We start from the raw sequence: 12,595 nt of genomic DNA, 5'->3' as shown, positions 1-12,595 counted from the left end.
GGAAATACTAAAAGCTGGCCCATGCGGCCCGCTTTTTTTCGGTAATAGGGAAACGGAGTTTTATTTGAGAGGAATTCTTGGAATTCCATGATTTTTCAGCCGTTTTTTGTTATGGTCTAAACAACAAGGAGGAATGAAACCATGCCTTTTACCGAGCATCAACTCAAAGAGTGGCAGCGGCGCTTTCCCGTATTGGACCAAGCGATGTCATTAGAGCCGCTCTTCTGGCAAAATCCGAAACTGAAAAAAATGGAGGAGCTTCCTCCACTCGCTGTATCCAAGGAAGACATGGGGCAAGCTGCTCAACTATGGCTACGGTTTGCACCGTTTCTTGCAAAAGCTTTTCCTGAAACAGGAGATGGCATTATCGAATCGCCGCTTCGCGAGATAACTGAAATGAAAAATGCTTTAAATGGGCGGAGTACAGCAGAAGTGCGAGGCGCTTTATATTTGAAATGCGACAGTGAGCTGCCGATTGCCGGGTCGGTGAAAGCGCGTGGCGGCATTTTTGAAGTTTTGCAGCATGCAGAAAATTTAGCAATGGATGCCGGGCTTTTAGCTGAAAATGATTCGTATGAAAAATTCCTGAGTGACGCGTTTAATCAATTTTTTAGCCAGTACTCAATCGGCGTCGGCTCAACAGGAAATTTGGGGTTGAGCATCGGCATCATGGGAGCAAAGCTTGGGTTCCAGACTTCTGTGTATATGTCGGCAGATGCGAAGCCTTGGAAAAAAGAATTGCTTCGGCAAAAAGGCGCAATCGTCCATGAATTTTTAGGTGATTTTAGTGAAGCCATTACGGAAGGCAGGGAACAGACGCGAAAAAATCCCTATGCTTATTTTGTGGATGATGAAAAGTCAAAGCCTTTATTCCTCGGATACAGTGTTGCGGCTTTCCGCTTAAAAGAGCAATTGGAACAAGCGAATGTACAAATTGACGAAGAGCATCCTTTAATCGTCTATTTGCCTTGCGGCGTAGGCGGAGCACCTGGAGGCATTACGTTCGGCTTAAAACAGGTTTTTGGAGATGCAGCCCATTGCTTTTTTGTTGAACCGACCCATTCGCCGGCAGTTTTGATCGGCTTGGGCACTGGTGAAAAAGAAAAGGTCAGCGTTCAGGATTTCGGCATTGATAACCGGACAGAAGGGGACGGTTTAGCAGTAGGGCGCCCATCCAGTTTCGCTTCTTCCATTAGTGAACATCTCGTCAGTGGCGTCTATACAATCGAAGATGATGATCTCTTCAAATGGCTGGCTCTTTTATGGGACAGCGAAGGGATTTTCATCGAACCTTCAGCAGCTGCAGGGCTAAAGGGACCAACGGAATTGATGAAAACCGATTATTTGCAGAAGCACGGGATAGACGAATCGAAAGCTGTGCATATCGTCTGGGCAACTGGAGGCTCACTCGTGCCAGAAAATGAACGGATGGAATTTTATGAAAAAGGCAAAAAACTATTGTAAATAAGCTTATAGAGAAAGGAAAGGGGATAGGAAATGAACTTACTGATAATAGGGGTTGTGTTGGCAGCAATGCTTTTACTTTATTCCTCCGTGAATGAACGGTTTAAGGCGATGGAAAAGCGAATGGCCGCAATGCAAAAAAACATCGATGCTTTACGCAAAGGCGAGCCTGCTGAAGATCCGAAAGTCGATTCAGAACTTCGCGAGCTGTTGGCTCAAGGGAAAAACATCGAAGCAGTCAAAATGGCGCGAGAGTCCCTTGGCTTATCTTTGTTGGATGCTAAAAATTACGTAGATTCTTTAAAGGCGTAAATCGAAAAGATTTCAAAATAGCTTTGACTCTTTTCCGGTTTTCGCTTAGAATAACAAAAATAACCAAAAATTCTGTGATGAAGAGAGTAGTTTTGAAGAAAGCTTTAGCGAGTCGGGGATGGTGGAAGCCTGATAGCTGAATTCAAAATGAAGCGCACTTCTGAGAAACTCCCTGAAATGAAAGTAGGGTGCAGTCGGAGGAATCCGTTATCTTTTTCAAGCTGGCCTGTTAGGGCAATCAGAGTGGTACCGTGGGAATCCCGTCTCTAAATTTATTTAGAGGCGGGATTTTTCTATTGTTTTTAAAAAGGAGAGAGAAAATGAAAAATTTAGCAGAGTTTGCACAAGCCATTGAAGAAAAAATCGAAGGGAAAATGGATTTATCCGAAATCCAGCAACTGATTGAAAAGCCGAAATTCGAAGGGCAAGGCGATTTGGCATTTCCTTGTTTTGCTTTAGCAAAAATGATGAGAAAAGCACCTCCCAAAATCGCACAAGAGCTAGCACCGCGTATCAGCCATTCAGCCTTTGAAAAAGTCGTAGCAGACGGTGCCTACATAAATGCGTTTTTCCATAAGAAAGTGGAAAGTAAAGCCGTGATCGAAGAAATTAAGATGAAGAGAAACGCCTACGGACAGCATGAGTTCGGCAAACAGAAAAATATCGTCATCGATTTTTCGTCCCCCAATATTGCAAAACCTTTTTCGATGGGGCATTTGCGGTCAACGGTCATCGGGAATTCGCTGGCAAAAATAGCGGAAAAATGCGGTTATCAACCGGTGAAAATCAACCATCTGGGAGACTGGGGCACAAAATTCGGCAAATTGATCGTGGCTTATAAACAATGGGGCGACGAAGATGCTGTGCAAAAGCAGCCCATCAAGGAATTGCTGGAACTTTATGTGAAATTTCATCAGGAAGCAGAAAAGAATCCGCGTTAAACGACGAAGCAAGAAGCTGGTTTAAGAAATTAGAAGACGGCGACGAAGAGGCAAAACGGCTTTGGCTATGGTTCAAAGACGAATCGCTTCAGGAATTCAATACGATTTATCAATTGCTTGGCGTATCATTTGATTCATTGAACGGTGAAGCTTTTTACAACGATAAAATGCAGCACACCATTGCGCTATTGGCCGAAAAGAATTTATTGAGTGCTTCCGAAGGGGCTGAAGTGGTGGATTTGTCGGAAGAGAGCATGCCTCCGCTGTTAATCAGAAAATCAGACGGCGCTACTTTATATGCAACGCGGATTTGACAGCCGCTATATACCGCCAAGAGAACTACCAATTCGCGAAAGCCTTATATGTGGTAGGCCAAGAACAGACTTTGCATTTCAAGCAAGTTTTTTACACTTTGAAAAAGATGGGCTTCTCCTTTGCAGAAGAAATGGAGCATATTCCGTTCGGCTTTATCTTGAAAAACGGCAAGAAGATGTCGACCAGAAAAGGCGGCCTTGTGCTTCTGGAAAAAGTTCTGCAAGAAGCCATCCAACTGGCTGAACAAAATATTGAAGAGAAGAATCCCCAGCTGAAAGACAAGCAGCAAGTTGCTGAAATGGTTGGCGTCGGTGCCGTGATTTTCCATGATCTCCGCAACGAACGGATGACGAATGTGGAATTTTCGCTGCAAGATATGCTTCGTTTTGAAGGCGCTACAGGACCATATGTCCAATATACGTACGCACGGGCCTGTTCGATCTTGCATAAAGCGGGAGGCGATCATGGAGCGGTTGAAGGCCTGGACGATCCGTTTAGCTGGCAAGTGGTGAAACAGCTGCTCGAATTCCCGGACATCATTGAAAAAAGCTTCCATCACAACGAACCTTCAGCAATCGCTAAATATTTGATTGAATTGGCTCAGGATTTCAATAAATATTATAGCCAAGTGAAAATTCTGCAGGTAGATGCGGAATTGGGAAGCAGACTGGCCTTGGTCTCATCAACTGCCATCGTTCTAAAAGAGGGGTTAAGGCTGCTTGGAATTGGTGCGCCTGAACAGATGTGAAAATAGAGGAATCGAATGATTTTCGGCGAATAAAAGGAGTGAATTGATCAAATGGGAGTGGAGGGATAAAATGGCCAGGAAAGCGAAAGAGATTTATGTCAATTTGCCGGTGAAGGATTTGCAGAAATCAATCGACTTTTTTACTGCACTCGGTTTTGGCTTTAATGATGAAATGACCGACGAAAAAGGAGCCTGTATGATAGTCGGGGACCATATCTACGTAATGCTTTTGGTTGAAGATTTTTTCTGAAATTCACCAATAAACAGTTAACGGATTCTAAGGCGGCTACGGAAGTCATCGTGGCCATTTCGGCAGACAGTAAAGCGGAAGTGGATGAGATGGTTCAAACGGCAATTGAAGCAGGCGGCAAAGCGTCAAATGACAAGATGGACGATGAGTATATGTACGGCTGGAGTTTCCAGGACGTCGACGGCCACCTTTGGGAAGTGATGTATATGCCGGAAAGCTGAAAATGAAAATGCCCGAAACATTCTGTTGGACAACAGGTGTTTCAGGCATTTTTTTGTCTTTCATTTAAATTTCTTACAAATAGTCTGCATAACGTTTTTCCATATAGTTCTGGAAGATGGTCATCACTGAACAGATGGCCCAGTAGATTAACGCAACTAAGATTAAAAGAGTCAGGAGATCGTATTCACGTGCGCCGACAATTCGCGCTTTCTGGAAAACTTCAGGCACTGTAATCATTGCAGCCAGAGAAGATGCTTTGATGAGGTCGAGAAACACATTGGAAAGCGGTGGAACCGCGATGCGCACCGATTGAGGCAAAATGATGCGCCTCATCGTTTGCCAATAGCTCAAGCCGAGTGCTGTGGAAGATTCCCATTGCCCTTTGTCCACTGAAGCGAGGGAAGAGCGGAAAACTTCTGCGATATAAGCAGCGCAATTGATCGTAAAACCGATAAGTGCTGCTTGCAATGCTGAAAATTCAATGCCGATGACCGGCAACGCAAAATAGAGCAAAAACAAAATAACCAAAATTGGAACGCCGCGCATAAAAGAGATATAAAGGCGGGCTGGCCATTGAAGAATCTTGAATTTCGAAGTTCTTGCAAGCGCCAGGAAAAATCCGATGATGAGGGCGAGTCCCATGCTGACCAGTGAAATTAAAAGCGTGTACCAGATTCCTTCCAAAACATAAGGAAGAGACTCGATTGCAAGCTGCGGGTCAAACAGCAAGCCCCATTCGATGTCAGCCATTCAAAATCCTCCTCGTGTGCCTATTCAATATCGGGTTTGACGGAGACATCTGCACCGCCGAAAAATTCAGCGGAGATTTCGGAAATGGTGCCGTCTTCAAGCATTTCTTCCAGAACCTGATTGACATTGTCCGCCAACTCTTCGTTGTCTTTATTCATCACCAGTCCAACTTCTGATGGGCTGTATTTAATATCCGGGTGAATGGTGATATTCAGTTCTGGGAATGCAGCAACTCCGAAAGTGGAAAGGTAATAATCGTTAAGGATGACATCTGTCCGTCCGATTGACACGTCGCGCAAATAAACTTCATTTGTTGCATTGTCGTAAGTCACTTCTTCCGCTCCGTAATCACGTGCAATTTCCATATAAATTGAAGTGGAAGCACCCGCAGCTTTCTTTCCTTTTAAATCTTCCAAGGTTTTAATGCCTGAAAGATCATCTTTCCGGACTACTGCCGTGCCGTAAGAATATTTAATCGGTATGGAGAAAATGAAATTATCCAAGCGGTCTTCGGTGATTTCAATATCATTGGCTGCGATATCGATTTGCCCGGTGTTGACGCTCGTCAACATTTCATCAAATCCAAGCTCTGTAAATTCAATTTCCAAATCGAGCCGTTCGCCAAGTTCACGTACGACTTCCACTTCAAATCCGGTCAGTTCATCGGATTCTGCATCTCTAAAAGAAGTGGCAAGCAAGGTCCCGGAAGTGGCCACTTTGAGCGAACCTTTCTCCTGAATTTCATCCCAAGCACTTTTCGTTTCCGAAGTTTCTTCCTCTTGGTCCCCGTTGCTGCAGCCTGCCAGTAATCCAAGAGAGAGGATGCCTACAGCGGCAATCCCGTTCTTCCATGTTAACGCTTTCAACATTATGTATACCTCCTAATTTTCATTCCTATAAAAGATAGCATGTTAAAGGGGTTTGGGCAATTTGTCTGTTTGCCCAATTAATAGCGGTGGTCAAACCACACAGTAAACCGCAAAAATCCCGCAAACATAAAAATGTCTGCGGGAGCATAAACTTATTTTTTTAATTTAATGACCAGATCTTCATCAGGTGTCACAAAAACAGTTTTTTGTTCAAAATAAATAACAAATCCAGGTTTGGCCCCGTTCGGTTTCTTCACTTGTCGCACTTCGGTGTAGTCTACCGGTACGGAAGAAGATTCACGGGCTTTGCTGAAATAGGCAGCAATGGCCGCCGCTTCCAGAATCGTTGTTTCATCCGGATCGCTGCTGTGGATAATGACATGCGAACCTGGGATGTCTTTCGTATGGAGCCATGTATCGGATTTTGATGCGACTTTGAATGTCACGTAATCATTCTGTTTATTATTTTTACCGACGGAAATCGGAACGCCTGTACTAGACACATAGGGTTCGACAGAAGGTTTGGTCGGTTTTTTCTTTTTCTTCGATTTCTGGGCCTTCATGAATCCTTGCTCCGCCAATTCTTCCCGTATTTCTTCAATGTCTGAAATGCCTGCTTGTTGGACTTGCTGCATCAGCGTTTCAAAGTAATTGATGTCATCTACCGTTTTTTCAATCTGCTCTTGCGTCTTGACGAGCGCCGTCTTAGCTTTTTGATAGCGCGAATAATACTTCTGGGAATTTTCAATCGGCGTTTTTCGCGGATCTAAAGTGACCATTACTTTTTCATCCGTATAGTAATTGTCCACTTCAATTTCTTTCATGCCTTTCGTGATCCGGTGGAGATTCGCCATGATCAATTCTCCATTTAATTGCAGCAAATCGCGTTTCTCCGCTTGGTCTTGTTCTTTTTTCAATTTCTTCAATTTCAATTTCAATTTGGCGATTTCGTTTTGAAGCCAGCGTTCCAGATCCCCAGCTTGCTGTTTGACCCGGTCGCGTTCCGCTTTGGCAAAATACATCCGGTCCAATAGTTCACCCAAATTATCAAACCCAAGCTCGTTTCCATTAATATGTGTAAGCGAGGAAGCGGAGAAATAACTTTTCCCTTCATGTTCCACGTAATAGCCCCGAGGATCAGCAGCGGAGAAAGCCGCCAAAAACGCTTCAGCCGCTTTTTGTTTATCGTCTGCTTGCGCCATCCGGTAATGCAGTTCACGTGCATTTAATGGAGAAAATCCAGCGTACTGGCTGACGATTTCTTTTTCGTCAAGCGCGGCCAATTGCGCAGCTGCTCCGAATGGATCCTTTTTTTCCTGGGACGGCGGAAAGACGTATGGCTGTCCCGGTAAAATGGTTCGGAATGTATTGACGCTCGGCGGCAAATGCTTCAAACTGTCGAGAATCATCATGCGCTCGGCATCGACTAAAATGACATTTGAATGGCGCCCCATCATTTCCACATGGAGTTCCCGTTCAATGTCATCGCCGATTTCGTTTTTCGCTTTGATCTTTAAAATAATCAGCCGGTCCATTTCGTGCTGGACCACTTCCGTAATCACACCGCCTTCAATATGTTTCCGCAGCAGCATGCAAAACATCGGCGGCTCTGACGGATTAACATTCGCCATGCCCGTCATATGTATGCGCGAATAGGAAGGGTGGATGGAAATTAATAATTTATGGTTTTGCCGTTGAGAACGGATCTGCAATAATAGTTCTAGCTGATTAGGCTGATGAACTTTTGAAATCCTGCCCGACACCAGTTGCTGAAGCTCTGTTGTCATCGCTTTTGTAAATAATCCATCAAATGCCATGAAAAATCCCTCTTTCAAATCGTTTTGTTCTATCTTATCATTTTCAAGGTATATTATGATATAATAAGACAGTTAGATAGAAAACGAAGAAGAATGATCAGCTGCAAATGGCGGTGATGGAGTGAAGAAAATGGTGAAGTTCATTTCTCTAGGCGGCGGCAGCGCCGTTTCGGCAAGTCGCATAATCTCTATTGTCACGCCGGATTCTGCACCGTCGAAGCGGCTGATCCAAGAAGCGCGCAGCAAAGGGTTGCTGGTCGATGCCACTGGCGGAAAAAGACCAAGTCTGTATTGATTATGGACAGCGATCATGTGGTGATTTCCGCAGTCTCTGCAGAAACCGTAATGCAGCGCGCAGAACAAAACGATGACGAGATGAATGAGGGATAAAATGAGAAAACAACGCGGACTTCTGATTGTATTATCAGGGCCTTCGGGTGTCGGCAAAGGCACCGTCAGAAAAGAGCTGTTCTCACAGCCGGATACAAATTATGAATACTCCATCTCGATGACGACGCGAGCGCCGCGTGAAGGCGAAGTGGATGAAGTCGATTATTTCTTCAAGACCGCAGTGAGTTTGAAGAATTGATCGAACAGGATCAACTGCTTGAATGGGCTGAGTTCGTCGGCAATTACTACGGCACGCCGCTTGAATACGTCAATAAAATGCGGGATGCCGGCCGGGATGTATTTCTTGAAATTGAAGTGCAGGGCGCGGCGCAAGTGCGTTCGAAAGTGCCGGATGGCCTCTTCATTTTCTTGGCGCCTCCAAGTTTGTCCGAATTGGAAGAGCGGCTGATCGGCCGGGGCACTGAGACAGACGAAGTGATCGCTTCCCGTCTCGGAGCTGCCCGCCAAGAGCTTGAAATGATGAACTTATACGATTATGTCGTAGAAAATGACGAAGTTGAACATGCCTGTGACCGCATCAATGCTATCATCATCGCAGAACATTGCAAACGTGAACGTGTAGAAAAAAGATATTTCGATATGCTAAAGGAGAATGCCTGATGTTATACCCATCCGTTGATAAACTTAAAACTCAAATCGATTCAAAATATTCACTGGTTGCGCTTGCTTCTAAGCGGGCACGCCAATTGCACGAACACGGCGACGAAAAGCTCGATAAATACGTTTCCCATAAGTCTGTCGGCAAAGCGCTTGAAGAAGTCGCTGCCGGAGCATTAAAACCGGAACACCAAGATGAATTTGCAATTTATGAAGATGAAATTTAACGATTAATCGTAACCGACGACTCCCAGAGCAACTTTGTTCTTTGGGAGTTTGTTGTTTAGAAAGGGTGTTTATATTGTTGGCAAATCGTAAAATTCTATTATGTGTAAGCGGAGGGATCGCCGTTTATAAAGCGGTTGCGCTTGTCAGCAAGCTATCCCAAGCGGGTGCTTCAGTGAAAGTGATCATGACGGAATCAGCCCGCCAATTTGTCCAGCCTTTGTCTTTCCAAGTAATGTCGAGAAATGATGTCTATTTTGATACGTTCGATGAGAAAGATTCATCAGTAATCGCCCATATCGATTTAGCGGATTGGGCAGATTTGATTCTTGTGGCTCCTGCGACAGCGAATGTCATTGGCAAATTGGCCAATGGAATCGGCGATGATATGGTGACGACAACTTTGCTTGCAGCTACAGCGCCGATCTGGATGGCTCCGGCAATGAATGTCCATATGTATGACCATCCGGCAGTCAAACGCAATATCCAACAGCTTCATGAAGACGGTGTGCGATTCATCGAACCTTCTGAAGGTTTTTTAGCATGCGGCTATGTTGGAAAAGGGCGTCTTGAGGAACCTGAAAAAATTACAGCGCTAGTGTCAGATTTTTTTGCAACTCCAGAACCATTGGCAGGCAAAAAAGTGGTTGTGACAGCAGGGCCGACAAGAGAACGGATTGATCCTGTGCGCTTCTTAACCAATTTCTCCAGCGGCAAAATGGGCTATGCCATGGCGCAAGCAGCAGCGGAAATGGGAGCGGAGACGGTTTTGATCAGCGGTCCTGTGTCGCTGCCGGTACCAAGCGGTGTAACCCGTATTTTCGTAGAAAGTGCAGAAGAGATGCTGGAATCTGTAAAGCGGCATTTCGACGATTCGGATATGGTCATTAAAACGGCAGCGGTCGCTGACTACCGCCCGATGACCGTACATCAACAAAAAATGAAGAAACAGGAAGGCGGCTCAACGATTGAACTTGAGCGCACAGTCGATATCCTGCATTATTTGGGCGAACAAAAAACACATCAATTATTGATCGGTTTTGCGGCTGAAACGAACGATGTGGCGAAATATGCTAAAGACAAATTGCAGCGGAAGAATGCGGATTACATTATTGCGAACGATGTCAGTGAAGCGCAAGCGGGCTTTGAATCCGATACCAACCGGGTGACCGTTTACGGCAAGGATGGATTTGAACAGTCCTTTGAAATGATGCCGAAAGCGGAACTGGCACGCAAACTTTTAGAAATGATCCATGAACAGGAAGAGCGCCATGATCGCTGAAGTCATTGTCGACGTAGCCGCACATCCCATTGACCGGCCTTTCGATTATGCAATTCCTGAACATTTGCAAGTTTTGATTGAACCCGGTATGCGGGTCAAAGTGCCTTTTGGCAACCGCAAAGTCCTAGGCTTCATCACTGCCATAAAAAACACGACCGAATTCGATCCAGCGCGGCTAAAGCCGATCCATGAATTGATGGACGTTGTGCCGGTACTGAATGAGGAATTATTGGAAATGGCAAAATGGATGAAAAAGCAGACTGTATGCTTTGAAATTGATGCCCTTCAAGTGATGATTCCATCAGCGCTCCGTGCCAAATATGAAAAGCGCTTTGTTTTGGACGCGCCTATTGAAGAAATTGCCGAGCCGCTTCGTGTCTATTTTGGCAAACGGCCTTTTGTGCGTGCCCAAGATGCCGTCGAGGTCTATGGTTTATTGAAAAAAGAATTAGAAAAAGGCACGGTGGTTGCAGATACCGATATTTCGCAGCAAACCGCTGTCAAAAAAGTCCGGATGATTCACATCACCGATTCGCTGGATGTGCTGGAGGCGATTGAAGTGCGCCCCAATGCAAAGCAGCAGCTGAAGCTGATGGAATACATGAAGCAGAATCTAGGAAAATCCATCGAGTCCTCCCAGATGCAGAAAGAAGCAGGAACAACCTTGCCGACAATTTACAGCCTGGTCGAAAAAGGGGCGGCCTTCATCGATAATGAAGAACTTTACCGGGATCCGAAATTACAGTCGGAAATTGAACGGAAACATTCTTTGCAATTGACGGAAGCGCAGCAGATCGCATTTGATGCAATTGATGAGGCGCTCAATACCTCTAAGACGTTCTTGCTGCACGGCATTACGGGAAGCGGAAAAACGGAAATTTATCTTCAGACGATTGATCAAGTGCTGAAAGATGGAAAAGAAGCGATTATGCTGGTGCCGGAAATTTCGTTGACGCCGCAAATGACGCTGCGCTTTAAAGAACGTTTCGGAGACCTGGTCGCCGTGCTGCACAGTGGCTTATCGGCTGGCGAAAAATACGATGAATGGCGAAAAATCCAGCGCGGAGAAGTGAAAGTGGTCGTCGGTGCAAGGTCGGCTATCTTTGCGCCTTTCCGCAACCTCGGATTAATTATTCTGGATGAAGAGCATGAATCCAGTTACAAACAAGATGATTCGCCGAGGTACCATGCACGCGATATGGCGATATGGCGGAGTCAATACCATAATTGTCCGGTGATTCTCGGAAGCGCGACGCCTTCCTTGGAATCCTATGCACGGGCGCAAAAAGGGGTTTACGAACTTTTGGTGCTCGAGCAGCGAGCCAAAAACCAGCCTCTTCCCGAAGTCCAAATTGTTGATATGCGTGAAGAGCTTCGAAGCGGCAACCGTTCAATGTTTTCCATACCGCTCGCAGAAGCGATCCGGGAGCGGCTGGAACGGAAAGAGCAGATCGTCTTATTCTTGAACAAAAGAGGCTATTCGTCATTCGTTCTTTGCCGCGACTGCGGAACGGTCATGCAATGTCCGAATTGCGATATTTCGCTGACTTACCACCGCTCGACTGAAATGATGAAATGCCATTATTGCGGCTACGACGAGCCTGTGCCGCATACTTGTCCGGAGTGTGAAAGCGAACATATCCGATTTTTCGGAACAGGAACCCAAAAAGTGGAAGAAGAACTTGCCCGCTTAGTGCCGGAAGCCCGGGTTCTCCGGATGGACGTCGATACGACACGGAATAAAGGCGCTCATGAAAAAATTCTTTCCGCATTTGGTGAAGGGAAAGCGGATATTCTGCTTGGCACGCAAATGATTGCAAAAGGGCTGGATTTCCCGAATATCACGCTAGTCGGCGTGTTATCCGCTGATACGACGCTTCATTTGCCTGATTTCCGTGCCGCCGAGAAGACTTACCAGCTTTTGACGCAAGTCAGCGGGAGAGCGGGGCGGGATGTCCTGCCGGGAACGGTCATTGTGCAATCCTATACGCCGGAGCATTATGCGATCACATTGGCGAAAGACCAATTGTATGAACCGTTTTATGACCGAGAAATGGCGATGCGCAGAGCAAGCGGCTATCCGCCTTATTATTATGTCGTGAATATCCAATTCACGCACGAAGATTTGATGACAGCTGCTGCTTATGCGGAGCAATCTGTCCGTTATTTAAAAGAGCAGCTCTCTTCGAATACTTTGATCATCGGCCCTTCAGCTTCACTGATCGCCCGTGTCAACAATAGATATCGCTATCAATGTTTGATAAAATACAAAAAAGAACCGAAGTTGGCTGAAGTCATGCAGCAATTGATTAAAATCTATCGCTCAGAATGGATTAAAAAAGGTGCTACCTTAGCAATCGATATGAATCCGACTTCCGTCATGTAAAGAAAT

Annotated in this window: 8 protein-coding genes, 4 pseudogenes and 1 other annotated feature; of the genes and pseudogenes, 9 read left to right on the top strand and 3 right to left on the bottom strand. The window is 45.5% G+C overall.

All coding sequences use genetic code 11. The features are described 5' to 3' along the window. Window positions 1-141: 141 nt before the first annotated feature. From L0M13_RS11375 to L0M13_RS11360, 4 genes and pseudogenes are all read left to right on the top strand, one after another. Window positions 142-1,464: a D-serine ammonia-lyase gene (locus tag L0M13_RS11375; protein WP_235196610.1), complete on the top strand. Its 1,323-nt coding sequence runs from the start codon at window positions 142-144 to the stop codon at window positions 1,462-1,464. Window positions 1,465-1,497: 33 nt separating this feature from the next. After that, on the top strand, window positions 1,498-1,776 hold the full coding sequence (locus L0M13_RS11370) for a hypothetical protein (protein ID WP_235196609.1): 279 nt from the start codon (window positions 1,498-1,500) through the stop codon (window positions 1,774-1,776). Between the two features lie 65 nt (window positions 1,777-1,841). Next, window positions 1,842-2,047 (top strand) — a binding site (T-box leader). Between the two features lie 49 nt (window positions 2,048-2,096). After that, a pseudogene (gene argS / locus L0M13_RS11365) lies at window positions 2,097-3,780 on the top strand (arginine--tRNA ligase). A gap of 70 nt (window positions 3,781-3,850) precedes the next feature. Then, window positions 3,851-4,251 (top strand): annotated as a pseudogene (locus L0M13_RS11360) (VOC family protein). 73 nt (window positions 4,252-4,324) lie between these two features. Here the strand turns inward: L0M13_RS11360 and L0M13_RS11355 are convergent. The 3 genes from L0M13_RS11355 to L0M13_RS11345 all read right to left on the bottom strand — a co-directional run bounded on the left by L0M13_RS11355 (window position 4,325) and on the right by L0M13_RS11345 (window position 7,688). After that, window positions 4,325-5,002, bottom strand: coding sequence for an amino acid ABC transporter permease (locus L0M13_RS11355; RefSeq protein WP_235196608.1), 678 nt, complete (start codon window positions 5,000-5,002; stop codon window positions 4,325-4,327). A 20-nt stretch (window positions 5,003-5,022) separates the two neighbouring features. Further along, window positions 5,023-5,871: a transporter substrate-binding domain-containing protein gene (locus L0M13_RS11350; protein ID WP_235196607.1), complete on the bottom strand. Its 849-nt coding sequence runs from the start codon at window positions 5,869-5,871 to the stop codon at window positions 5,023-5,025. Between the two features lie 152 nt (window positions 5,872-6,023). Then, entirely contained in the window at window positions 6,024-7,688 is a 1,665-nt protein-coding gene (locus L0M13_RS11345; protein WP_235196605.1) for an Rqc2 family fibronectin-binding protein, read from the bottom strand. A 130-nt stretch (window positions 7,689-7,818) separates the two neighbouring features. Here L0M13_RS11345 and L0M13_RS11340 point away from each other — a divergent pair. From L0M13_RS11340 to priA, 5 genes and pseudogenes are all read left to right on the top strand, one after another. Further along, a pseudogene (locus L0M13_RS11340) lies at window positions 7,819-8,078 on the top strand (extracellular matrix/biofilm biosynthesis regulator RemA family protein). A 1-nt stretch (window position 8,079) separates the two neighbouring features. Then, window positions 8,080-8,699: pseudogene (gmk, locus tag L0M13_RS11335) on the top strand (guanylate kinase). Then, window positions 8,699-8,923 (top strand): DNA-directed RNA polymerase subunit omega, encoded by a 225-nt coding sequence (rpoZ, locus tag L0M13_RS11330; RefSeq protein WP_235196604.1) that lies wholly within the window; start codon window positions 8,699-8,701, stop codon window positions 8,921-8,923. The pseudogene gmk and the gene rpoZ overlap by 1 nt, the downstream one beginning before the upstream one ends. A 74-nt stretch (window positions 8,924-8,997) precedes the next feature. Further along, complete coding sequence (coaBC, locus tag L0M13_RS11325; protein WP_235196603.1) at window positions 8,998-10,203, top strand: bifunctional phosphopantothenoylcysteine decarboxylase/phosphopantothenate--cysteine ligase CoaBC; 1,206 nt, start codon at window positions 8,998-9,000, stop codon at window positions 10,201-10,203. Continuing rightward, window positions 10,193-12,589, top strand: a complete 2,397-nt coding sequence (gene priA, locus L0M13_RS11320; RefSeq protein WP_235196602.1) for a primosomal protein N' — start codon at window positions 10,193-10,195, stop codon at window positions 12,587-12,589. Before coaBC ends, priA begins: the two co-directional genes overlap by 11 nt. The last annotated feature ends 6 nt before the right edge of the window (window positions 12,590-12,595 follow it).

Origin of the sequence: Planococcus sp. 107-1, from assembly GCF_021513255.1 — a bacterium.
Classification (GTDB): domain Bacteria; phylum Bacillota; class Bacilli; order Bacillales_A; family Planococcaceae; genus Planococcus.
The sequence above is the reverse complement of the archived record's forward strand: the minus strand, read 5'-3'. Positions and strand labels throughout refer to the sequence as shown.

What these genes read in the sequence shown, in the direction of transcription:
- L0M13_RS11355 (WP_235196608.1), bottom strand. Translation starts at nt 5,002, where the DNA reads ATGGCTGACATCGAATGGGGCTTGCTGTTTGACCCGCAGCTTGCAATC.
- rpoZ (WP_235196604.1), top strand. Translation starts at nt 8,699, where the DNA reads ATGTTATACCCATCCGTTGATAAACTTAAAACTCAAATCGATTCAAAA.
- L0M13_RS11370 (WP_235196609.1), top strand. Translation starts at nt 1,498, where the DNA reads ATGAACTTACTGATAATAGGGGTTGTGTTGGCAGCAATGCTTTTACTT.
- priA (WP_235196602.1), top strand. Translation starts at nt 10,193, where the DNA reads ATGATCGCTGAAGTCATTGTCGACGTAGCCGCACATCCCATTGACCGG.
- L0M13_RS11375 (WP_235196610.1), top strand. Translation starts at nt 142, where the DNA reads ATGCCTTTTACCGAGCATCAACTCAAAGAGTGGCAGCGGCGCTTTCCC.
- L0M13_RS11345 (WP_235196605.1), bottom strand. Translation starts at nt 7,688, where the DNA reads ATGGCATTTGATGGATTATTTACAAAAGCGATGACAACAGAGCTTCAG.
- L0M13_RS11350 (WP_235196607.1), bottom strand. Translation starts at nt 5,871, where the DNA reads ATGTTGAAAGCGTTAACATGGAAGAACGGGATTGCCGCTGTAGGCATC.